Here is a 22254-nt window from a genome sequence, read left to right on the forward strand (position 1 = left end):
TCGCCGCTCTTCGGGAGAGAGAGCCGGCCAAGAAAACTAGCACCGCTGGCAGACGGCGATGCTTGAAAGATCTTTCGAGGGATCGATGACGACGCCTGCGGACTTGCGCTCGGAATAGCGGTCTACGAGCTGATCGGCGTGCGGGCGCAGCAGCACCGTGAAGCGCACCAGCTCCTCCATCACGTCGACGATCCGGTCATAGTAACCCGACGGCTTCATTCGCCCGTTCTCGTCAAACTCTTGGAACGCCTTTGCGACGCTCGACTGATTGGGAATCGTGAACATCCGCATCCAGCGGCCCAACAGGCGCAGGGTATTGACGGCATTGAACGACTGCGACCCGCCAGAGACCTGCATGACGGCGAGCGTGCGTCCCTGCGTCGGGCGCATGCCTTTCATCTCGAGCGGGAGATGGTCGATCTGCGCCTTCATGATGCCGGTGATCTGGCCGTGCCGCTCGGGGCTGCACCAGACCATGCCTTCCGACCACATCGCGTGCTCACGCAGCTCATGGACGGCGGGATGATCGTCACCGGCGACCTGATCGGGCAGCGGCAGCGTCGAAGGATCGAAGATGCGCGTCTCAGCGCCGAAGAAGCCGAGCAGCCGCGCTGCTTCCTCGACCGCCAGCCGCGAATAGGAGCGTTCGCGCAGGCTTCCGTAGAGAAGGAGGATGCGCGGCGGTGGAACGCTCGCTCCGAGCCCGGCTGCTGGGCGTTCGTAGGCGAAACGCGGATCGAGCTGGGGCAGGTGATTGGGGTCGGTGAGAACGCGCAACGGCATGATGGCAATCCGGGTATATGGGGAGGTCAGGCGGCCGCTTCGCGGCCTTGTTCGTACCAGCCGCGCGTCCGTTTCACGATCGACACGACCGAGAGCATCACCGGCACCTCGACCAGCACGCCGACGACCGTGGCGAGCGCCGCGCCCGAGTTCAGCCCGAACAGGCTGATCGCAGCGGCGACGGCCAGCTCAAAGAAGTTGGAGGCGCCGATCAGCGCGGCCGGCGCCGCGACGCACCAGGCCACGCCCAGGCGCTTGCTGAGCCAATAGGCGAGCCCGGCGTTGAAATAGACCTGGATGAGGATCGGCACAGCAAGCAGCAGGATCACCAGGGGCTTGGCCAGGATCTGTTCGCCTTGGAAGCCGAACAGCAGCACCAGCGTCGTGAGCAAAGCCGACAGCGAGATCGGGCCGAGCGCCTTGAGCAGTCGGTCGAGCGCCGGTTGGCCTCCGCTCGCGAGCAACGTCCGCCTGATCACCTGCGCCGCGATCACCGGCAGGACAATATAGAGTACGACCGAGAGCAGCAGTGTGTCCCACGGCACGGTAACCGAGGCGACGCCGAGCAGGAGGCCGACGAGCGGAGCAAACGCGAACACCATGATCAGGTCGTTGAGCGCTACCTGGCTCAGCGTGTAGTTGGGTTCGCCGTCGCACAGGTTCGACCAGACGAACACCATCGCCGTGCAGGGAGCCGCAGCCAGCAGGATCAGCCCGGCGATGTACGACGAGATCTCGCCTGATGGCAGAAGCGGGGCGAACAGCCAGCCGATGAACAGCGTGCCGAGTAGCGCCATAGAGAAAGGCTTGACCGCCCAGTTGATGAACAGGGTGACGCCGATCCCCTTCCAGTGCTGCCGGACCGAGCCGAGCGCGCCGAAGTCGATCTTCAGCAGCATCGGCACGATCATCAGCCAGATCAGCACGGCGACGACCAGATTGACGCGAGCGACCTCGGCCGAGGCGATCGCGGCGAAGACGCCGGGCACCCAGGTCCCCAGCGCGATGCCGGCAACGATGCACAGCGTGACCCAGAGCGTCAGGTAGCGCTCGAAGAATCCGATGCCGGGTCGCGCTGACGCTTGGGCCGGGTGATCGACTGCAATCCCGTTGCTCATGCCGAGACCCGGTTGCCCGCGATGTCGATCACCTGTTCGCCGTCCTCCTTGGCGAAGGCACCCAGCTGCGCCGACGGCAGGATGTCGAGCACGGCCTCGGAAGGACGGCACAGCCGGACGCCCATCGGGCTGACGACGAGCGGCCGGTTGATCAGGATCGGATGCGCCATCATCGCGTCGATCAGCGCTTCATCGGACAGCGCCTCGTCGCTGAGCCCGAGCTCGGCATAGGGCGTGCCCTTCTCGCGCAGGAGCTCGCGCGGCGTCAGTCCCGCCCGTTCGATCAACCGCTCGAGCATGGTCCGCGAGGGCGGGGTCTTCAAATATTCGATGACATGCGGCTCGATGCCGGCATTGCGGATCATCGCGAGCGTGTTGCGCGAGGTGCCGCATTCCGGGTTGTGGTAGATGATTATGTCAGTCGCCATCGATGCTCGCCTTTCTTGTTGCGCCTTCGCTGCGGCCGATCTCGCGAAGCTTGCCCGCGAGCGCCATGCGGTCATGGCTCTCGTGCGGCAGCGCGAGGAACAGCGAGATGCGATTGCGCAGATAGTGCAGCGCCTTCAGGAACGCCTCGCGCTGGTGTCCCTCGTCGGCAGCGGCCGGATCTTCGATGCCCCAGTGCGCCGTCATCGGGTGGCCCGGCCAGACCGGACAGGTCTCGCCCGCGGCGTTGTCGCATACGGTGAAGATGAAATCGATGTCGGGCGCGCCCGGCGTTGCGAACTCTTCCCAGCTCTTCGAGCGCAGGCCATCGGTCGGGAAGCCCATCGAGGAGAGGATTTCGAGCGCCACCGGATGCACCTGCCCCTTGGGGAAGCTGCCCGCGGAAAAGGCTCGAAAGCGCCCCTCGCCGAGCTTGTTCAGAAGGCTCTCGGCCAGGATCGAACGCGCCGAGTTGCCCGTGCACAGAAACAGGACATTGTAGGTGTGCTCGCTCATGCGCATTCCTCCGGACTGCAGCGGCTGCGCAGCGCCAGATCGGCGAGCGGCGCGCAGATTTCGGGCGAGCCGGCGCAGCAGTCCTGCATCAGGAACTCCAGCAGCTCCGTCATGTTCGAATAGCGTGCGGTGTAGATGATCGAACGGCCCTCGCGTCGGCTTTCGATCAACGCGGCATTCGACAGGATATTGAGGTTGGACGACAACGTGTTCGCCGGCACGTCGAGGCGACGAGCGATCTCGCCCGCCGCCACTCCTTCGGGGCCGGCCTGCACAAGCAGCCGGAACGCGGAGAGGCGACCGTCATGGGCAAGCGCAGACAAGGCGGCGACGGCGTTCTTCAGTTCCATGATTCGTATCCGAGCATGGATCATGATTCCATATTTCGACAAAAGAGGAAATATGGAATTTTATCGGCTCTGTCCAGATCAATTGGTCCATCTTGAAAGTTGATGCTCCGGCCCTCATAAATAGCAGTGGCCGTCTCGCCAGACCTGCCGCCGGGTCAAAGCTGACACTTCAATCGACAGATCGACCGTTCGTATTGGTCGGTGCGTAATCGGCGGACATCGACCCAGATACGAAGGATTGATCTGTGGCCTCCATTTCCCTGACCGACGATGGCCTGCGGGCCGTCAAGCGCGCGCTAGTCTCGCGCTTCCCTGAAGATAAGTCCTCTCACCTGACCGAGGCGCTGGCGGCTTCCTGCGGTTTTCGCACGCATGCCTCTCTGCTCGCCGCGGTTCGCGAGACTGACCCCGACGACCCCGACTTCGTTCTCCTTGACGAAGCTGCCTTCCTCGCTCGACGCGCGGAGCTGCGCGGCGAGCCGCCTGCGCACCAGGATCAGCACATGCTATTCGACTGGCTCGGGCTCGATCATGGTACGCATGTACTCAAGACCACCTCGTCCAAGTACCATGAGGTGGACTATTCCAAGTCAACCCGTCGACGCGCGTGGCGCAACGCCATGGTGGCGGGCATCAACGAGGGACTTGCACGCCGGTTCTTCTCGCTTCGTCCGGGCGACAACCGCTGGCCGGGCGCCAATAGCGAGCGCCACGAGCACAAGGAGGCCCATGTGTATCGCTTCGCGATCGGCGACATCCCCGCCATCGCGTCGCTTTGGGATGCTGGCTGGGACGAGATATCGGTCCATGTCGCGCTTTGGCCGTCCCCGGACGCGGAGCGGATCGTGCCGGCCGCCAATGCTGGCTTCCATGCCGGTGAGCTGTTTGCTTCGGGATGGCTTGAGCGGCGCAATGGTGCTTGGCTCCAGGTTTCTTCCGACAGCACCCAGCGTTGGTCCTTCCGCTGCCGCAAGCACCGTCTCGCCGAAGCGGCGGCGCTGGATGTGCGCCCCGCCGGCTTCGCCGATCGCGGGAGCTTCGCTCTCTGAGTATTCGGACGTGCCTTCCGCCAGGCGGGCACGTCCGTACTTGACGCGCGACGATGGTCTCGGAGAACATTGAGCGAACTTCACGCTGTTGGTTCTTCGGAGGTTGGGCGTACCCATGGACTGGTTCGAAGCGGAGCTCCGGCTTCCGATGCTGCAAAGCTGCTCGGATGACGAGCTGGAGCGCCTCTATATCGAACGCGATGGCTCCTGGTCGGCCTCGACCAAGGCCGCGCTTGCCCGGTTCGGGACCAAGCTGCTCGACCTCGACGAGAATTGGACCTCGACTTCGTCAAACTGGCAATGCCCGGGATGCGGGCGGCGGAAACCGCAGATTTTTCGCCTTCTTGACAATGGCGTGTTGCTGGGACGGCTCGTCGAGCATCACGATCACCTCACTGACCGCTTCAAGGCGTTGCTGCAGGCTCGGTTCGGCTCGGACTGGATCGGCAAGGTCCCGGAAGGTACCCAGCATGTTGAGAAGCTCGCCAGCCGCCTCGTGGCCCGGTTCGAACCGACGTTCGTTTGCCAGGAGTGCAACAACGCGGATGCCGCTGCGAAGCGCGGCATCGCTCATGCCCATCCCGATTTCAGCTTCCGCCCGAGCGAAATCCGGTCATTTGTGCGGCCGGTCGCGAACGGCGAGCATGTCGTTGAGCTCGGCGCCGCACGGGCGATCCACGATGCCGCATTGGCCGACTTCGACGGGCGCCTTGCACTCGTCGATCAGATATTCGCGATGCTCGTCGCCGGCGCGCTCGCCTGTGAGACAGGGAACCTGACCCCTGCGGGCGGCCTGAGTTCGGTGGGAATGCTCCGCCACCTGCACAACTGGTTCGCTCGACAGAACAGGGAGCTTTATCGCCTCGTCTCCCGCGATCTGTCCAGCTTCGAGATGCGCTCGGTTGCGCGGGACGGGGCCGCCGCTTCGACGAGTGCCAGGAAGCGGTCCATCAAGGTTGAAGCCCCGACGCCGCAGGAGGTCGCGGACTATGACGGCGGCGGGGCACCGGAGCTGTGGCGCGCCTCAGGCAACGATTGGCGCTGTCCGGCCTGCGAACGCAGCAAGGCTCAGATTCTTCGTCGGTCACGCAATCGGAACCGTCGCTGGGCGGGCAAGCTGTTCCGGCACACCGAGTTCATCGTGGCGGAGAGCTGGGATGACGTGGGGCCTTCGGCCACAGACGCATTTATTGACCGTCACCAGATCCTGCTCGTGTGCATGGATTGCGCCACAATTCTTCCTGGCCTGAAGCAGCGCAAGCCGCGATACTCGGACGCCGACGCTCTGCTTCAGATCGGCGACATGGTCACGGTGCTAACGGCTGCGCCGAACCAGCCGCATGAGATCGATTGGGAGCGCGCTGCGGCGCGTGCGGACGAGAATTTTGCGCTGGCTCCGTTGGTTCGCTCCTATTGGGACCACCACAATGCAGCGGTGAACTGCCGGGCGCTGTTCAACGATTATCTGGAGCGTAGCGCGGGCAATCGGGAGCGCGCGTGGAACAGGCTCGTAGCGCGCTATGCCGAAGGTTACGATTCCGCCGAGGAGTGCGGCGAGGCTTTGCATTTCCTCCTCGAAGAAGCGGATCGCATCGGGATCGGCGATCCCTATCGGCTGCAGCAGGCGGCATAGCGATTGATGGCCGGCGGCGAAAAATCACTGGAGCTTGGGATGACGTCAGTGCCGTTCTGTGTCGTCGAGAAACCGTACATGGTCTGGGGGCACGGCGTGTCCGGGGACAATGTCCATTTCCTCGAGCGGGTGGATGCCGAGCTATACTATCGTACTGCACACAACATCATCGGTGGCACCGGCGGCCCCGACGATGCGCCAGCCGAGCAGGAAAGCGACGACGACCAGGACCGCAAAGACGTTTCCTCCCTCTCGAGGTTGCTCTGGCATCACGGGATGGAGACATTGGTGATGATGCTAGGCGCGTTGATCCAAGCCCCCTCGGCCGCGCATGCATATTTCCTGAAGTGCAAATCCGAAGATGCGGCCGCGATCGCGGGCTATCTGCTGCGGGAGGAACGCCCGAAGTATAATCGCTTGAACGACGCCCCGTTCACTTTGGTGAATCTGTTCAACGGCATCCATCTTTGCTCTGGGTGGGAGGACCGGGACGCCATCGTCGAACGGCTCGCGCGTGCCTTCCGGGGCATGTTGCATGAATATGCGAGTGAGCAGCACCGCTGGGAATACAACAGCATCAAGCACGGGCTCCGGGCGTCGCATGGCAGGTTCGGCCTGGCGGTGGGCATCCAAGAAACGCCGGGCGTCCCCGCCCCGCCGGAGGCGATGCAGATGGTCGGTTTCTCGCGCGACGCCAGCTTTTTTGACGTGGCAAGGCCGCTCAAGAACGCGACCAGGCAGGCATCCAAGCTGCACTTCCTCACGGAGAAGGTCAGCGTGTCATGGTCCCTCGAGAAGGTGCTTTGCGAATTGCAGCTGCTCTCGATCCTTCTTCACAACACCGTATCGGCCCTTCGAGTGGCCACTGGAGCGAAGCCCGGAACGGTAACGTTTAATCGCATCGTTGAGGCCGATCCGTTCTGGGAAACCTATTTCTCGCTACATGCGGGGAACGTGCCCAACGCCTCGATGGCAGATGAAATCGACGCAAGGCACGTCAAGCTCGCAAGCGAAAAAGACATCTTCGACAGCTACCGCAAGCCGAATGCGAAGTGACGCTTAAGGCGCTCATTGGCTCCATTCGACCCGATTTGTCCACGGTTGACCGCTCACGTCCACGACCGAAACCGGGTTGCAAACCGGGTTGGAGGGATCTGATGAGGAAAATTATCTAGGAAAATCAAAGGGTCTTGGCGGAGCGGGAGGGATTCGAACCCTCGATACGGTTTTGCCGTATACTCACTTTCCAGGCGAGCGCCTTCGACCACTCGGCCACCGCTCCGCATGCGCTGGAAGCGCGCTGCCCTACCCTGTGTCGGCGGGCTAGGCAAGCCGGGTCGGGCATGCCAAGCTGGCGGACATGACCGCTTGCATGCTCCTGCGCGCCGCCGCGGCGTCCGCGCTTGCCCTCGCTGCGCTTGCCGCGCCGTTTGTCACCGATGCCGTCATCGCGCGCGGTGGCTTGCCGGGGCAGGCGGCGCCCGCACCTGCCGCGGGCGCGCCGGCGGCCGATGTCGATGCCGACTGGCGCACAATCCCCGACGACGAGATCCTGGTGTTTACGCTGCGCGGCGGTCGACAGGTGGTGATCCGGCTCGCACCGCGCTTTGCCCCGGCGCACATCGCCAATATCCGCAAGTTCGCCGACGCGCGTTGGTGGGATGGCACCAGCGTCTATCGCGTCCAGGACAATTATGTCGCGCAATGGGGCGACGCAACTGAGCGCAAGCCGTTGCCGCCGATGGTGATCGCCAACCCGCCCGCCGAATATGAGACGCGGGGCATCGTGGCATCGAACCCGCTTACGCGGCCCGACCCCTATGCCGCGCGCGTCGGCTATACTGCCGACGGCTGGGCGGTGGCCGGCGACGGCAATGCGAGCTGGCTGCCGCATTGCTATGGCATGGTGGGTGTCGCGCGCGACATGGCACCGAGCACGGGCAGCGGCGCCGAACTCTACACGGTGATCGGCCATTCGCCGCGCCATCTCGACCGCAACATCGCCGTCGTGGGCCGCGTGATCGAGGGGGTGCAATGGCTGTCGAGCCTGCCGCGCGGTACCGGCGCGATGGGTGTGTATGAAACCCCCGGCGAGCGCACCCCCATCCTGTCGGCGCGGCTGGCGAGCCAGTTGCCCGAGGACGAACGCCCGCATTTCCAGGTGCGCGCGACCGATACGCCCGCGTTCCTGAGCTGGCTGCGTGAGCGCGAGAACCGCAAGCCGCCCTTCTTCACCGTGCCGGCGGGCGGCACCGACATCTGCAACGCGCTGCCGCCGGTGCGGCGGATGCCGTCCTGAACCGTCGGGGCTGACGCCTCGCGCGGGGGCAGAGCTGTCGGTCTTGCGGGCAGGGCGGGCGGTCGGCGGGCGGCGGTCGGCGCGGGCCGTGCCCCGCACCCTGAGGTAGCCGACCGGGTCGGCACTCCTGGCTGCGAGCGTGGCGGCGGCGCGGTGGCCCACGAAGCGTCGATTCCCGCGATTACGCCGAACACAGCGAACGGCGGGGCCGGGGGCGGTGTCCGCACTCGGCTGCGGCGCACCGAGGGGCAGCCGAGGCCGGGATCGCCGCCGCGACGAACGTCCTGTAGCTCGGGCGATGGACGGCGGAGCCCAGGTCGGGAGGCCGCATGCGGGCCGACGTGCTCAGCCTAGGTCGCGAGCCGGTAGCTCTGTGCAGCGCGTAGGGATCAGCGATGCGGCGACAGCCCTGCGGTGCGGATGCGGTGGATGGCGACGAGGCTTCAGAGGGCGGCGGGGGACGGGGGCGGACCGAATGGCCGCCCCTGTCTCGATCAGCGGCCGACCCAGTCGGCGATCTGGACCGCGACCTGATTGGCGGCGGTGCCGAGCGCGGCGCCGACCGAGGTGGCGTCGATCCGCGCGACCTTGACCCGTGCTTCGAACCGCTGCTTTTCGAAAACCGCCTCGGGCCCGCGCATCAGCGCGGCGTCGAAGGTGACGACCGCCTCGCTCGTTTCAGCATCGACGCCGAAGCGGCGCAACTCGCCGGTGAGCTGGGCGCCGGGGTCGATCTGCGACTGGCGGTTGCTGAGCACGACGCGGCCGGTGCGGGCGGTGACGGTATCGGCGAGCATCCGCGCGAATAGCCGCGACGGCTGTTCGACCCATTGCGCGTCCTTGACATAGGCGACGGCGACCGCGCCCGAATGGACGGGGATGCGCCCCGTCGCCAGCTCCTGGGGTACCCAGGGGACGGCGATGGTGATCGTTTCCGCCTTGGCCGAGCTTTGCGGCTGGCCGACGGGCACGCTGGTGGCACTGGTGAGCGTGAGCAGCGACTTGGGCGGCTTGGCGCCCAGCGAGATGCACCCGCCGAGCGCGAGCGCCGCCATCGGCGCGAGCAGAGCAAGCTTGTTCATCGGGCCTCTCACTTCCTGGGTTTGTAGTCGGGCAGGCGCGGCCCGCCGATCAGCCCGCCGGCGCCGTTGCGATCGATCTTTTCGGCGACCGAGGACAGCGCCTGCGACATGTCGCGCAGATCCTGGACGAGTTGGCCGACCTCCGGAATCGTCTTTTTGGAGAAGGCCTGGAGCCCGGGTCGCGCATCGCCGATCGCGGCGTCGAGCGTTTCCATGCTGCTGCGCGCCGCGGTAATCGTGCGGTTGAGATTGGCGATCGTCGGGCGCAGATCCTCCTGGACGACGCCATTGGTGCTCTGGGCAAGCTGGCCGATCTGTTCGGCGGCGACGCCTGCCTTCTGAATCGTCACGCGCGTCTCGGCGAGCGTGGCGGCTATTTCGGGGCCGCGATCGGCGAGCGCCTTGGTCAGCCGGTTGGTGTTGGCGAGGATGCCCGCGATCGAATTGCGGTTGCGGTCGTCGAGCAGGTCGCCGAGGCGTTCGGTAAGCGTCGTCAGCCGTTCGAGCAGCTTCGGCGCCGAACTGAGCAGCGCGCCGAGCCCGCCCTGCTTGGTGGGGATGACGGGCACGCCGAGCGGGCAGGCCGCGCGCGGATTTTCCGCCGGGCACAGGATCGGCGGCGCCCCCTTCATCGCGCCGTCGAGCTGGACCGTGCTGGGGCCGGTGAAGCTGCCCTGGATCGAGGCGGTGGTACCTTCGAGGATCGGCACTTCGGGCTTCACGGTGATGCGGACGCGCACCAGGCTGGGATCGGGCTGCCAGAAGGCGATTTCCTTGACCTGGCCCGAGGGGACGCCGGAGAAGGTGACCGCCGAGCCGGGATTGAGTCCGTCGACCGACTGTTTGTAGAAAATGTCGTATTCGCGCTCGTTGCCGCCGCCCAGCCGCGCGAGCCATACGATGAACAGCGCAAGCACGCCGAGCAGGATCAGCACGACGGCGCCCACGAGCACATGGTTGGATCGGGTTTCCATCAGGGCCTCATTTTCGCGGTTGCGCGGCGTGCGCGGTGCTGACCGCGGCGCGTCCGCGCGGTCCGTTGAAATATTCCTGGATCCATGGGTGATCCGAAGCGAGCAGCTCGTCGATCGTTCCCACCGCGATCACGCGCCGGTCGGCGAGCACCGCGACGCGGTCGCAAATCGCATAGAGCGTGTCGAGATCGTGCGTGATCAGGAACACGGTGAGCCCAAGCGTCTTTTGCAGCGACGCGATTAGTTCGTCGAACGCCGCCGCGCCGATCGGGTCGAGCCCGGCGGTGGGCTCGTCGAGGAACAGCAGTTCGGGATCGAGTGCGAGCGCGCGCGCCAGACCGGCACGCTTGCGCATGCCGCCCGACAGCTCGGCCGGGTATTTGGGACCGGCATTGGGGGGCAGGCCGGTCATCACCACCTTGTAGGCGGCAATTTCCTCGAGCAGCACCGGGTCGATACCGGGATAGAATTCCTTGATCGGCACCTGAACATTTTCGGCGACGGTGAGCGTCGAGAACAGCGCGCCGCCCTGGAACAGCACGCCCCAGCGCTTGCGCACCTCGACCGCCTCGGTCGCGAGCTTGCCGACGGTATCCTCGCCGAACACCTCGATCTCGCCCGCGAGCGGCATCTGCAACCCGATGATCGAGCGCATCAGCACCGACTTGCCGGTGCCCGAGCCGCCGACCACGCCGAGGATCTCGCCCCGGCGCACGTCGAGGTCGAGCCCGTCATGCACGATCTGTTCGCCGAAGCCGTTGCGCAGCCCGCGCACGCGGATCAGCACATCGTCGTCGGGTCTACGCGCCGCGTCGACAACCGTTTCCGGGGGCGTTTCAGGGGCCGTTCCGGTCGCCGTCATATCCAGCCCACCTCGCTGAAGAACACTGCGAAGAAGGCATCGAGTACGATGACGAGGAAGATCGCCTGCACGACTGCGGTGGTGGTGCGATGGCCGACCTGTTCGGCGTCGGACTTGACCTGCATCCCCTGGAAGCAGCCGGCGAGCGCGATGATGACACCGAACACCGGCGCCTTGACCAGCCCGACCCACAGATCGGTGAGCGGCACCACCTCGTGCAGTCGCTGGATGAAGCTGACCGGCGGGATGCCGAGGCTGATCCAGCAGAGCAGCCCGCCGCCCATGATCGCTACCAGCGACGAATAGAAGCCGAGCAGCGGCAGCATCAGCACCACCGCGAGCGTGCGCGGCACGACGAGTGCCTCCATCGGCGACACGCCGATCGTGCGCATCGCGTCGATTTCCTCGGTAAGCTTCATCGTGCCGATCTGCGCGGCAAAGGCCGATCCCGATCGCCCCGCGACCATGATCGCGGTCATCAGGATGCCGAGTTCACGCAGCGTGATGCGGCCGAGCAGGTTGATCGTGTAGATTTCTGCGCCGAACTGGCGAAGCTGAACCGCGCCCTGCTGCGCGATGACGATGCCGATGAGAAAGCTCATCAGCCCGATGATGCCGAGCGCCGAAACGCCGACCACCTCGAACCGCTGCACCGTCGCGTTGAAGCGGAAGCGGCCGGGGTGACGCAGGACGTTCCAGAAGGCGGCGACCGTGGCGCCCATGAACCCGAGCAGGCCGACAAAGGTCTGGCCCGCGGTGATGACCGCCGCGCCGATGTCGCCGAGCATCCGCGTGAACGGGTCGGCGGGCCGCGGCGGCAGTTCGATCGGTTGTTCGGCGGCGGCGACCTGTTCGAGCAAGTGGCGCTCGTCGGTGCCGAGGCCGACGATCTCGGCATCGTGGTCGCGCGCGAAACGGTGGAGAATCCAGGCGCCGACGGTGTCGATCCGGTCGACCGCACCGACATCGAGCCGTGTGATCGCTCCGTCCTCGGACCGCAGCTGTTCGGGCAGGTCAGCCAGGCAGGCAAGCGACAGATTGCCGCTGAAGCGCAGCGTGACGCCGCCTTCATCGTCGATGCGTTCGAAATTTGCGCTGCCCCTCATCATCGCCACCTTTCGGGCATTTGTGCGCGCGCGGCAAGGTACTGCGCTGTTGCGCCGCCGTGCAACCGTCCTAGATGGCGCAATGCAGCACCTCGCCATCTATGACATGGACAAGACGATCACCGCGACGCCCACCTGGACGCGCTTCCTGGTGCATGCCGCGCGTCGGCGGGCGCCGTGGCGACTCGCACTGATGCCGCTGGTGGGCCTGGTTGCGGGCGGATATGCGTTGCGGCTGCGCAGCCGCGGCCAGCTTAAGCAGGCCGCGCAGCGACTGTTGCTGGGCGGCGCGCTCTCCCCGGCAGAGATCGAGCGTGTGGCGGAGAGCTTTGCCGCGCACGAGGCCGAGCACGGCGTGCTGGAGGGCGCGCGCGAACGCATCGCCGCCGATCGTGCCGCGGGCTATCGGCTGGTGATGGCGACCGCCTCGCACGGTTATTACGCCGCCGGGATCGCCAGGCGGCTGGGCTTCGACGATGTGATCGCCACGCAGGCGCGGCGCAACGATGCTGGTCATGTCCTTCCCCTGATCGACGGGGATAACTGTTACGGCCCCGCAAAGCTCCGCATGGTCGAAAAATGGCTGGCGGCGCAGGGGCTGGCGCGCGGCGACGTGCATGTGCGCGCCTATTCGGACCATGTTTCGGATGCGCCGCTGCTCGAATGGGCCGACGAGGCATTCGCGGTGAACGCGCACGGGCCGCTGGCGGCGCTGGCGCGGCGGCGGGGCTGGCCGCTGCTCGACTGGCGCAACGCATAGGCTGACCGCAGGCCCGCGCGGGCATGGGCGCCCGGCGCCTGCCTTAAAGCAGTAGGTCTGCGGCGTGGATCGCGGTGCCGACGAGGCCGCCGACGAGCGTGCCGTTGATGCGGATATATTGCAGGTCGCGCCCGACCGCGTTTTCGAGGCGGCCGGTGATCGTGTGCGCGTCCCAGCCGCGGATCGTGTCGGACACCAGCCGGACGATGCCGTCGCCATAGTCCGACGCGGCGCCGACCGCGGCGCGGCGGGCGAAGCGGTTGATCGTGTGCGCGAGCCGCGGATCGTGCTGAAGCGTCTCGCCGAACTGGCGCATCGCCTCACCCAGCTTGCCGCCCATTGCGCGGCCGGGTTCGCGCGCGAGGCGGATCATCGCGGCGCGGCTCGATTCCCACAGCCCGTCGACCCAGCGCTGGAACGCGGGGTTGCCGAGCATCTCGACCTTGAACGCCTCGACCCGTTCGCGCAGCGCCGCATCCTCCTGGAGCCGCTGGGCAAAGCCCGCCAGCGCCTCTTCGGCGCGCAGCCGCAGCGGATGTACGGGATCCTCGGCCATTTCGGCGAGCAGTTTCTGCAATCCCTCGATGATCTTGCTCGCCAGCGTCTCGTCGAGCCCGGTCCAGCGCAGGATCGAGCCGGCGCGCGAATGGACGACCTCGCGGATCAGATGGTCGTTCGATTCGAGCGTGTGCGAGGCCCAGCGGACCATCGCGTCGAGCAGAGGCAGATGGCGGTCCTGCGCGATCGCGGCCTGGAGTGCCTGCCCCATCAGCGGCGCGACCTCGATCGCGCGCAGCCGTGCGGCGAGTGCGCCCTTGGCCATGCCGCCCAGCCGTTCGGGATCGAGCGATTCGAGCATGTCGGCGAGCAGCCGCGACGCGCCGCGACCGATCCGCCCCTCGCTTCGGTGCGGGCTGGCGAGCCAGCGCCCGGCGGCGGCGGCGAGGTTGAGACGCTGCATCCGCCGCGCGACGACCGCCGGCACCAGGAAGTTGTTGCGCAGAAACAGCGCCAGCGTCTCGGCGATGCGATCCTTGTTGCGCGGGATGATCGCGGTGTGCGGGATCGGCAGGTGGAGCGGATGGCGGAACAGCGCGGTGACGGCGAACCAGTCGGCAAGGCCGCCGACCATCGCCGCCTCGGCAAAGGCGCGGATGAAGCCGATCGCGGGATGGACCGGCCCGATCGCGCGGGCGGCGAGGAAGGTCGCCGCCATCGCGACGAGCATTCCGGTAGCGACGCGCCGCATCCGCCGCAGGCCAGGCGGGACGGCGTCCGATGCATGAAGGGCGCGTGTTGTGGTCACGCGCCCTCCAATAACCGAAATGGCGGGAAGTTCACTCCGCCGGCAGCACGCCGGGGCCGCCATGGCCGTCACCCAGCTTGCCCGGCGCATCGCCCGGGGCCGGCAGCGTGTGCTGATCGTCCCCCGGCTTGTAGGTGAGCAGCCGGCGCGCGAGCCGCGGCCCGAGCCATTGTTCGAGCCCGACCGCCAGGCTAAAGATCGCCGGAACGATCAGCAGCGTGAGCAGCGTCGAAAGCGCCAGCCCGCCGATCACGACAATGCCCATGGGGGCGCGCCACGACGAGTCGCCCGACAGCGAGAGCGCGGTGGGGACCATGCCCGCGACCATCGCGACGGTGGTCATCACGATCGGCTGGGCGCGCTTGTGCCCGGCATCGAGGATGGCGCTGAACTTGGGCACGCCCTTGTACATTTCCTCGAGCGCGAAATCGATCAGCAGGATCGAGTTCTTGGCGACAATGCCGAACAGCATCAGGATACCGATGAACACCGGCAGCGACAGCGGGTTGCCCGTCGCCTTGAGCGCGATAAGCCCGCCGAGCGGCGCCAGCAGTAGCGAGCCCATGTTGACCAGCGGCGACATGAAGCGGCGGTAGAGCAGCACCAGCACCGCGAACACCAGGAACACGCCCGCGGCGAGCGCGATGAAGAAGTTCTGGAGCATCTCGGCCTGCCACTTGGCCTGGCCAACCGACATCTCGGACACGCCGAGCGGCAGGTTCTTCATCACCGGCAGGTCGTGGATCTGCTTCATCACGTCGCCCGAGACATAGGGCTTGCCCGTCGCGGGATCGGTGGCGAGGTCGGCACCGACGACCAGACGACGCTGAAGGTTGAGGCGTTCGACCTTGGTCGGGCCGGCGCCGAAGCCGATGTCGGCGACCACCGAGAGCGGCACCGAGGCGCCCGTCTGGGTGGGAACGGGCATGTTCTGGATCGTCGACAGCCGCGCGCGGGCATCCTCGTTGATCGCCACGCGGATCGGGATCTGGCGGTCCGACAGCGAGAACTTGGCGCTGTTCTGGTCGATGTCGCCGAGCGTCGCGATACGGATCGCGTTGCTGAGAGCCGCGGTGGTGACGCCCAGATCGGCGGCAAGGTCGAGCCGCGGCCTGATGACGATTTCGGGCCGTTGCAGGTCGCCGCTGATCCGTGGCGCGACCACCGACTTGAGCGTCGCCATCTGGCGCACCAGTTCGGCGGCGGTGTCGGCGAGCACCTTGGGATCCTCGCCGCCGAGCGTGATCGTCAGGTCACGCCCGCTCGACCCCCAGCCGAACTGCGAGCGGAAGCCGACGCGCGCATCGGGGATGGCGAGCAGCCGGGGCGCCATCCGCTTTTCGAACTGGGTGCTGCGTTCGTTGCGGTCCTTGTTGAGCTGCGCCACGACGCGGCCGCTGCCGACGTTGCTGCGCGCATAGACGTTCGTGACGATCGGTTCGGCCGAGAGGATGCGTGCGACCTGATCGACCACGCGTTCGGTATCGGCGAGCCGCGTGCCGGGCGCCATCTCGATCGTGGCGACGACCGAATCCTGGTCCTGCGCCGGCTGGAACGTCATCGGCGAGGTGGCGAACATGAAGAAGGTGAGGCCCATCGCGACGGTGAAGGCGAGCACCGCCGACCAGCGATGGAGCAGCGTCCAGCGCAGAACCTTCATGTAAAGGTTCATCAGCATGCCCTCGCCATGCGTGGCATGGCCGTGCGCCTTGAGGAAATAGGCCGCGATCATCGGTGTGATGAGGCGCGCGACCGCAAGTGACATCAGCACCGAAGCAACAACGGTGAGGCCGAAATTCTTGAAGAACTGGCCCGAAATGCCCGGCATCAGGCCGACCGGCAGGAACACCGCGACGATCGACATGGTGGTGGCGAGCACCGCGACGCCGATTTCGTCGGCGGCGTCGATCGCCGCCTGATACGCCGATTTGCCCATGCGCATGTGGCGAACGATGTTCTCGATCTCCACGATCGCGTCGTCGACGAGCACGCCCGCGACCAGACTGAGCGCGAGCAGCGTCATCTGGTTGAGCGTGAAGTTCATCATTTCCATGAACCAGAAGCTGGGGATCGCCGACAGCGGGATCGCCAGCGCCGAGATCAGCGTCGCGCGCATGTCGCGCAGGAACAGGAAGACGACGACGACAGCGAGCACCGCGCCCTCGATCATCGCCTCGATCGCCGAATGGAACTGCTGTTCGGCATATTTGCTGTGGTTGTCGAGCAGCTCGAAGCGGACCTTGGGGTTGGTCTTTTCGAGCGCCTTGAGCTTCTTTTCGGCCTGGTGGAAAATCTCGACATCGGACCCGCCCTTGGCGCGCTGGATGTCGAACGAGATCACCTGCTGGCCGTTGAACTTGGCCAGGCTGCGCTGTTCGGCATAGGCATCCTTGACGGTGGCGATGTCCGCCAGCCGCACGGTGCGGCCGTTGCCGGTGGTGATCTGGGTCTGGCCGAGCGTATAGGCGTCCTTGGCGTTGCCGATCACGCGCACCGTCTGTTCGATGCCCGAGATTTCGGCGCGCCCGCCCGCGGCGTTGAGGTTCACCTGGCGCAGCTGCTGGTTGATCTGGCTCGCGGTGAGGCCCATCGCCTGGACCTTGGCGGGATCGAGGATCACGCGGATTTCGCGGCTAACGCCGCCGTTGCGGTTGACCGCAGACATGCCCGGAACCGACAGCAGTTCCTTCGACACGGTATTGTCGACATACCAGCTCAGCTGCTCGACGGTCATGTCGGTGCCGATCGCGGTGAAGCTGGCGATGTCGTTGTCGCTGGTGTTCACTCGGCCGACCTGCGGCTCGAGGATGCCGTCGGGCAGGTTACCGCGAATCTGGGTGATCGCGCTGCGGACATCCTCGACCGCGCGGTCGATCGGCGTGCCGATCGCGAGCTGGACGACCGTTTGCGAATTGCCCTCGGTCACCGTCGAGTTGATCTCGTCGATGCCCTGGAGGCTGCGCACCGCGGACTCGACCTTCTGCGTCACCTGCGTCTCGAGCTCGCTGGGCGCGGCGCCCGGCTGGCTGATCGAGATCCACACGATCGGGAAGTCGATGTCGGGGTCGTTGTTCACGTCCATCCGCCAGAAGCTGACGAGCCCGGCGATGGTCAGGAACAGGAAAAGCACGATGGGCGGCACCGGATTCCGGATCGCCCAGGCCGAGATGTTCCGGAAGCTCATGCGGTCGTTCCCTTCGCGCGAATCAGCGGGTCTTCTGGAGGTTCGGGATCACCTTCTGTCCGGGCGACAGGAAGGCGCCGGCGGTCAGCACCACGCGCTCGTTGCCCTTGAGGCCGGAGGTGATGAGGATGCCCGATTCCGACACGTCGCCGGTCTTGATCGGCGTGCGGACGGCCTCGTTCTTCGCATTGATCGTGTACACGAAATTGCCCTGCGGGTCGCTCTGCACCGCCGACTGGGGCAGCACCACCGCCTGCAGCGCGCCCGCTGTCACGCGCACGCTGGCGAAGCCGCCGGGGCGCAGCGCCGGGTTGTAGCCGAGTTCGACGCGCGCAATGCCCTGACGCGACTGGGGATCGATCACGGGCGACACCTGCCACACCGTGCCGTGGAAGGTCTTGGTCGTTCCCGTCGGCGTCACGTCGGCGCCGTCGCCGGGCCGGACGCGCTGAAGATCGGCCTCGGCAAGCTGCGCGCGCAGCTCCATCTGCCCGCCCATCGCCATGCGGAAGAGCACGCCCGAGCCCGAGCTGACGATCTGGCCCGGTTCGACGCCGCGCGTGAGCACGAGGCCGGCAGCGGGCGCGCGGATGTCGAGCCGGCGGTTGCGCGCCTGGGTTTCGGCGAGCTGGGCGCGGGCGACGCGGACGCGGGCAAGCGCCTGGTCACGCGTCGCGGTCTTCTGATCGATATCGGCCTTGGAAATGAAGCCGCCGGCGACCAGCTGCTGTGCGCGTTCGAGATTGGCTTGGGCGAGCTTGGCATCCGCCTCCGCCACGCGGATCTGCGCGGCGAGCGATTCGGCGGTTTCGCTCTGCACTGAGCGGTCAACGGTGGCGAGCACCTGCCCCGCCTCGACCCAGGTGCCGGGTTCGACGAGCACGCGCGTCACCATGCCGCCTTCGCCCGCGACGCCGACCGGCATCTCGCGCTTGGCGGCGAGCGTGCCGGTGCCCGAGATGATCGTCGAGATCTGGCGAACGCCGGGGACCGCGACGGTGACGGTGGGAATCTGGGTGTCGGAAACGCCCTTGGCCGCGCCCTTGGCAGGCGCGACAGGGGTGACCTTGCTACTGCTGCTCATCAGGTAGAAGACGACCGCGCCGATGATGACGACGGCGCCGATGCCGATCCCGGCCAGGAGCCGCCGCCGCCGCTTCGCCACGCGATCCGCGTCGCCGGTGAATTCGAGCTGATCCTGACGTGCCAACATCCCCAACCCTCGTGATCCGTGCGCAACCAAAAACGCCCCCGAAAGGGCGTGCCATAGGCTTGCTGTGTTATCCGAATAAATCACCGGCCACAAGGGCCGTTTGCTTCCCCGCAGGCGCTTTGCCGTGAAAGGATATTTCGCGCAAGCCATCGCGACGTTACGGTTCCCGAACGGACAGGTGTCGGCCGGCGATGCTGAACGGTGACCGACGCGGCCGTTCATCGCCGGTTGCGCCCGCGCGGCTAGAGCTGGGGCATGTCCATCAACAGAGGGAAAGTCGCCATGTCGTTCAAATCAGGTTGCGCGCTGATGATCGCGGCGGCGGTGCCCGCGCTGGCCGTTGCGGCACCGGCTGCGGCTCAGACGGGCGCAATGCCCGCACCGGCCGCAGTCGAGGGAACTGTGCTGGAAATCGCGGCCGAGGGCAGCACCACGCGCGCGCCCGAACTGGCGGTGATCGAGGCCGGGGTGACGACCGAGGCGGCGACCGCAGAGGCGGCGATGCGTGACAATGCCGCACGCATGGCGTCGGTAATCGCGGCGCTGCGCAAGGCGGGTGTCGCCGAACGCGATATTCAGACCGCGCGGATCGCGCTCAACCCGCGCTATCGTTACGACCAGAACCAGCCCCCGGTGCTGACGGGCTATGCCGCCGCGAACCAGGTGCGCGTGCGTTTCCGCGACCTGATGCGGACCGGGGCGATCCTCGATTCGCTCGTCCATGCGGGCGCCAACGACATCAACGGGCCGCAGATGACGCTGGTCGATCCCGAAGCGGCGCGCGACGCCGCCCGAGCCGACGCGGTGAGCCGGGCGCGCGCGCGCGCCGAGCTTTACGCGCGGGCCGCCGGCATGTCGGTCGCGCGGATTCTGTCGATCAGCGAGCAGGGCGCGGCGCCGGTGATGCCGATGCCGATGATGCGGATGGAGGCCGCAAAGGCCGATGCGTCGACCCCGGTCGCGACGGGCGAACTGACGCTGACTGCCAATGTCACGGTGCGTTTCCTGCTGCGCTGACGGGCGGGCGCCTCGGCACAGACGAAAAAGGGCTGCCCCAGCGGGGCAGCCCTTTTTTACGCGGAGCGTCGCGCCGACGGGACGCCGGCGTCAGCGAACCGCGCCGCGGCGGACCAGATTGACGATCGCCAACAGGACCACGGCACCGAGCAGCGAGACGAGGAAAGTCGTCACCGTGATCGCCCCGTCATTGATCGAACCGCCGAACAGCAGGCCGCCGATGAAGGCGCCGACGATGCCGACGACAATGTTCAGGAAAATGCCCTGTTGCGCATCGGTGCGCATGATGATGCTTGCCAGCCAGCCGACGACGCCGCCGATGACGAGCCAAATGATCAGACCCATGACAGTCCCTCCTTTGCTTGCCCGGCGGGCCGGGCGATGCAGGAGAAATCGCTCTCGACTTGGGTTTGTTCCCGGAATCAGGACGGGATTGTCGCGGGAACTTTTTGCGGATCTGCAAACGAGACGGCCCGCCCCCGGGGAGGGGGAGGCGGGCCGTGGGAGAGCCGGGGATGTTCGCGGTCCACGGCATGGGGGTACGCCGCGGCGGTGGCGCGGCGCGAATGGGGTTCAGTATTTCTGCTGGCGTTCGTAGAGCGAGCGATAGTGCTGGATGCGCGTGACTCGCAGCCCGGGCATACCCGATCGATCGATCGCGCGCTGCCAGCTTGCGAACTCCTCGACCGTGAGGCCATAGCGGTCGCACACCTCGTCGATGGTCAGCAGACCGCCGTTGACGGCGGCGACGACCTCGGCCTTGCGTCGCACGACCCAGCGCGTCGTATTGGGCGGCGGCAGCGTGTCGAGCGTCAGCGGCTCGCCAAGCGGACCGATCACCTTTTCGGGGCGGATCTTCTGGTTCTCAATCATCTACTAACCTCACCGGGGCGGGGCGGGCCCCTTCACTCACGCTTCGATACACACCTTAGTCGCCAGGGCTTGAAGATCGGCTAAAACGCCTCGGTAAACGCACGATTCATTCCTGTTTCGAATGTGTTAGAGCCGCCGCCGACGCGCGGTGAAACGCGCCGTGCGCCGGTGCCAACAGCGTCTCGGCGGGCGCGCGCAACGCCAGCCGGGCCTGGGCACAGGCGGTGGGGCTTGCCGCCTGGCGTGCGGCCACCCCCACCAGCAGGACCGCCAGTTCGGTAGGCATGGCGGTGACCGCCACTCCGCGTTCGATCCTGGCGAAACTCAAATCCACGTCTTCGACACCTTTTTCCCGCGACCGGGACTGCGTGCTTTAGCGGCAGGGAATGAAGGGGGCGTAAAAGGCCGATCCGAAAAAATGCGGGGAATCGGCGCTTCCCGGCGGCTCGCAGCGTGCGGGCCCGGTGCCGGTACCTGTATCGTGGCCGGTGCGCGGCGTTCGTTGCTCCCTCTGGATCGCGGCCGGCCAAACGCCTATGTGGGCGCGCGTGATTCCAGCAGATTTCCAGCTTGCCGAGCCGCTTTCGGGGCGGCGCATCGTCGTCGCCATGTCGGGCGGCGTCGACTCCTCGGTCGTCGCCGCGCTTGCCGCGGCGAGCGGTGCCGAGACGATCGGCGTGACGCTCCAGCTCTATGACCATGGCGAGGCGGTGGGCCGGGAGGGCTCGTGCTGCGCGGGCCGCGACATTCGCGACGCGCGCGCGGTGTGCGACCGGCTGGGGATCGCGCATTATGTGTTCGATCACGAAACGAGCTTTCGCGAGACGGTGATCGACGATTTCGCAGATGAATATCTGGCCGGGCGCACCCCCATTCCTTGCGTGAAGTGCAACATGGGGCCGAAATTCACCGAATTGCTGAAGCTGGCGCGCGAATTGGGGGCGGATTGCCTGGCGACGGGCCATTATGTTCGACGCATCGGGGGGCCGGGCGGGGCCGAACTGCACCGGGCCGCCGATCCGGCGCGCGATCAGAGCTATTTCCTGTTCGCGACCACGGCTGAGCAGCTCGACTTCCTGCGCTTCCCGCTGGGCGGCATGCCCAAGCCGCAGGTCCGCGCGCTGGCGGCCGAGCTGGGGCTGGCCGTCGCGGGCAAGCCCGACAGCCAGGACATCTGTTTCGTTCCCGACGGCGACTATGCTCGCCTGGTGAAGAAACTGCGTCCTAATGCCGACACCGCCGGCGACATTGTCGACGAGCACGGCACCAAGCTGGGCGAGCATCGTGGGCTGATCCACTTTACCGTCGGCCAGCGTCGCGGGCTGGAGATCGGCGGCGCGCCCGAACCCTATTATGTGCTGCGGCTCGATGCAGAGACGCGGCAGGTGGTGGTGGGACCGCGCCGCGCGCTGGCGGTGGCGGCAGCGCGGATCGGGGGAATCAACTGGATCGGCGGCGATTACCAAGGGCCGATGACCGCCAAGGTGCGGTCGCTCGCCAAGCCCGTGCCCGCGCGGCTTGAGGGAGACCGGGTCGTGTTCGACGCCCCCGAATATGGCGTCGCCCCGGGACAGGCGGCGGTGCTTTATGCCGGCGACCGGGTGTTGGGCGGCGGCTGGATCCGCGAGACCGAGCGCGCAGAGCTCGTCGCGGCCTGACCGGCGCCGAGGCGGCTGCGGTGCCGCCGCGCCGGGAGCGAGTGC

The 22254-nt window shown here is 66.6% G+C and carries 22 protein-coding genes and 1 tRNA gene; 7 read left to right on the forward strand and 16 right to left on the reverse strand.

Going from position 1 to position 22254, the window contains the following annotated elements; genetic code table 11:
• Window positions 1–36 precede the first annotated feature (36 nt).
• From arsH to ACT3CF_RS01555, 5 genes are read right to left on the reverse strand one after another with little or no spacing between them, the layout of a single operon-like run.
• Window positions 37–783 (reverse strand): arsenical resistance protein ArsH, encoded by a 747-nt coding sequence (gene arsH / locus ACT3CF_RS01535; protein ID WP_478419967.1) that lies wholly within the window; start codon window positions 781–783, stop codon window positions 37–39.
• Window positions 784–809: 26 nt separating this feature from the next.
• A complete protein-coding gene (arsB, locus tag ACT3CF_RS01540) occupies window positions 810–1901 on the reverse strand; it encodes an ACR3 family arsenite efflux transporter (RefSeq protein ID WP_478419968.1) in 1092 nt (363 codons plus the stop codon).
• Window positions 1898–2329, reverse strand: coding sequence for an arsenate reductase (glutaredoxin) (gene arsC, locus ACT3CF_RS01545; RefSeq protein ID WP_478419969.1), 432 nt, complete (start codon window positions 2327–2329; stop codon window positions 1898–1900). Before arsC ends, arsB begins: the two co-directional genes overlap by 4 nt.
• Complete coding sequence (locus tag ACT3CF_RS01550) at window positions 2319–2843, reverse strand: arsenate reductase ArsC (RefSeq protein ID WP_478419970.1); 525 nt, start codon at window positions 2841–2843, stop codon at window positions 2319–2321. Before ACT3CF_RS01550 ends, arsC begins: the two co-directional genes overlap by 11 nt.
• A complete protein-coding gene (locus ACT3CF_RS01555) occupies window positions 2840–3193 on the reverse strand; it encodes an ArsR/SmtB family transcription factor (protein ID WP_478419971.1) in 354 nt (117 codons plus the stop codon). The genes ACT3CF_RS01550 and ACT3CF_RS01555 overlap by 4 nt, the downstream gene beginning before the upstream one ends.
• A 245-nt stretch (window positions 3194–3438) precedes the next feature.
• Here ACT3CF_RS01555 and ACT3CF_RS01560 point away from each other — a divergent pair, with 245 nt between their 5' ends.
• The 3 genes from ACT3CF_RS01560 (at window position 3439) to ACT3CF_RS01570 (ending at window position 6931) form a co-directional block, all read left to right on the forward strand.
• Window positions 3439–4242, forward strand: a complete 804-nt coding sequence (locus ACT3CF_RS01560) for a hypothetical protein (RefSeq protein WP_478419972.1) — start codon at window positions 3439–3441, stop codon at window positions 4240–4242.
• 115 nt (window positions 4243–4357) lie between these two features.
• Complete coding sequence (locus ACT3CF_RS01565) at window positions 4358–5875, forward strand: hypothetical protein (RefSeq protein WP_478419973.1); 1518 nt, start codon at window positions 4358–4360, stop codon at window positions 5873–5875.
• Between the two features lie 6 nt (window positions 5876–5881).
• A complete protein-coding gene (locus ACT3CF_RS01570) occupies window positions 5882–6931 on the forward strand; it encodes a hypothetical protein (protein WP_478419974.1) in 1050 nt (349 codons plus the stop codon).
• Window positions 6932–7066: 135 nt separating this feature from the next.
• Here ACT3CF_RS01570 and ACT3CF_RS01575 read toward each other — a convergent pair.
• A tRNA-Ser gene (locus tag ACT3CF_RS01575) sits at window positions 7067–7157 on the reverse strand.
• 78 nt (window positions 7158–7235) lie between these two features.
• Between ACT3CF_RS01575 and ACT3CF_RS01580 the strand changes: the two genes are divergently transcribed.
• On the forward strand, window positions 7236–8174 hold the full coding sequence (locus ACT3CF_RS01580; protein WP_478419975.1) for a peptidylprolyl isomerase: 939 nt from the start codon (window positions 7236–7238) through the stop codon (window positions 8172–8174).
• Window positions 8175–8668: 494 nt separating this feature from the next.
• Here the strand turns inward: ACT3CF_RS01580 and ACT3CF_RS01585 are convergent, their stop codons facing one another.
• The 4 genes from ACT3CF_RS01585 to ACT3CF_RS01600 are packed head-to-tail and all read right to left on the reverse strand — an operon-like array spanning window position 8669 to window position 12198.
• Window positions 8669–9256: an ABC-type transport auxiliary lipoprotein family protein gene (locus ACT3CF_RS01585; protein WP_478419976.1), complete on the reverse strand. Its 588-nt coding sequence runs from the start codon at window positions 9254–9256 to the stop codon at window positions 8669–8671.
• Between the two features lie 8 nt (window positions 9257–9264).
• Window positions 9265–10230, reverse strand: a complete 966-nt coding sequence (locus tag ACT3CF_RS01590; protein ID WP_478419977.1) for an MlaD family protein — start codon at window positions 10228–10230, stop codon at window positions 9265–9267.
• A gap of 7 nt (window positions 10231–10237) precedes the next feature.
• A complete protein-coding gene (locus tag ACT3CF_RS01595; protein ID WP_478419978.1) occupies window positions 10238–11092 on the reverse strand; it encodes an ABC transporter ATP-binding protein in 855 nt (284 codons plus the stop codon).
• Complete coding sequence (locus ACT3CF_RS01600) at window positions 11089–12198, reverse strand: ABC transporter permease (protein ID WP_478419979.1); 1110 nt, start codon at window positions 12196–12198, stop codon at window positions 11089–11091. The genes ACT3CF_RS01595 and ACT3CF_RS01600 overlap by 4 nt, the downstream gene beginning before the upstream one ends.
• A gap of 82 nt (window positions 12199–12280) precedes the next feature.
• Here ACT3CF_RS01600 and ACT3CF_RS01605 point away from each other — a divergent pair, with 82 nt between their 5' ends.
• Window positions 12281–12958, forward strand: coding sequence for an HAD family hydrolase (locus ACT3CF_RS01605; protein ID WP_478419980.1), 678 nt, complete (start codon window positions 12281–12283; stop codon window positions 12956–12958).
• Between the two features lie 43 nt (window positions 12959–13001).
• Here ACT3CF_RS01605 and ACT3CF_RS01610 read toward each other — a convergent pair whose 3' ends face one another.
• The 3 genes from ACT3CF_RS01610 to ACT3CF_RS01620 all read right to left on the reverse strand — a co-directional run bounded on the left by ACT3CF_RS01610 (window position 13002) and on the right by ACT3CF_RS01620 (window position 18661).
• Window positions 13002–14207: a DUF445 domain-containing protein gene (locus tag ACT3CF_RS01610; RefSeq protein ID WP_478421310.1), complete on the reverse strand. Its 1206-nt coding sequence runs from the start codon at window positions 14205–14207 to the stop codon at window positions 13002–13004.
• Between the two features lie 88 nt (window positions 14208–14295).
• Window positions 14296–17448: an efflux RND transporter permease subunit gene (locus ACT3CF_RS01615; RefSeq protein ID WP_478419981.1), complete on the reverse strand. Its 3153-nt coding sequence runs from the start codon at window positions 17446–17448 to the stop codon at window positions 14296–14298.
• A 22-nt stretch (window positions 17449–17470) separates the two neighbouring features.
• Window positions 17471–18661: an efflux RND transporter periplasmic adaptor subunit gene (locus tag ACT3CF_RS01620; RefSeq protein ID WP_478419982.1), complete on the reverse strand. Its 1191-nt coding sequence runs from the start codon at window positions 18659–18661 to the stop codon at window positions 17471–17473.
• Window positions 18662–18943: 282 nt separating this feature from the next.
• On the opposite strand from ACT3CF_RS01620, the gene ACT3CF_RS01625 reads away from it, so the two are divergent.
• Window positions 18944–19678 (forward strand): SIMPL domain-containing protein, encoded by a 735-nt coding sequence (locus ACT3CF_RS01625; RefSeq protein WP_478419983.1) that lies wholly within the window; start codon window positions 18944–18946, stop codon window positions 19676–19678.
• Window positions 19679–19768: 90 nt separating this feature from the next.
• On the opposite strand, the gene ACT3CF_RS01630 is transcribed toward ACT3CF_RS01625, so the two are convergent.
• From ACT3CF_RS01630 to ACT3CF_RS01640, 3 genes are all read right to left on the reverse strand, one after another.
• Window positions 19769–20023 (reverse strand): GlsB/YeaQ/YmgE family stress response membrane protein, encoded by a 255-nt coding sequence (locus ACT3CF_RS01630; RefSeq protein WP_478419985.1) that lies wholly within the window; start codon window positions 20021–20023, stop codon window positions 19769–19771.
• Window positions 20024–20251: 228 nt separating this feature from the next.
• Entirely contained in the window at window positions 20252–20551 is a 300-nt protein-coding gene (gene sciP / locus ACT3CF_RS01635; protein ID WP_478419986.1) for a CtrA inhibitor SciP, read from the reverse strand.
• A 106-nt stretch (window positions 20552–20657) separates the two neighbouring features.
• A complete protein-coding gene (locus ACT3CF_RS01640) occupies window positions 20658–20885 on the reverse strand; it encodes a hypothetical protein (RefSeq protein ID WP_478419987.1) in 228 nt (75 codons plus the stop codon).
• A 214-nt stretch (window positions 20886–21099) separates the two neighbouring features.
• Here ACT3CF_RS01640 and mnmA point away from each other — a divergent pair, with 214 nt between their 5' ends.
• Window positions 21100–22209, forward strand: coding sequence for a tRNA 2-thiouridine(34) synthase MnmA (gene mnmA, locus ACT3CF_RS01645; protein WP_478419989.1), 1110 nt, complete (start codon window positions 21100–21102; stop codon window positions 22207–22209).
• Window positions 22210–22254: the final 45 nt, after the last annotated feature.

The organism is Sphingomonas chlorellae, assembly GCF_056485145.1.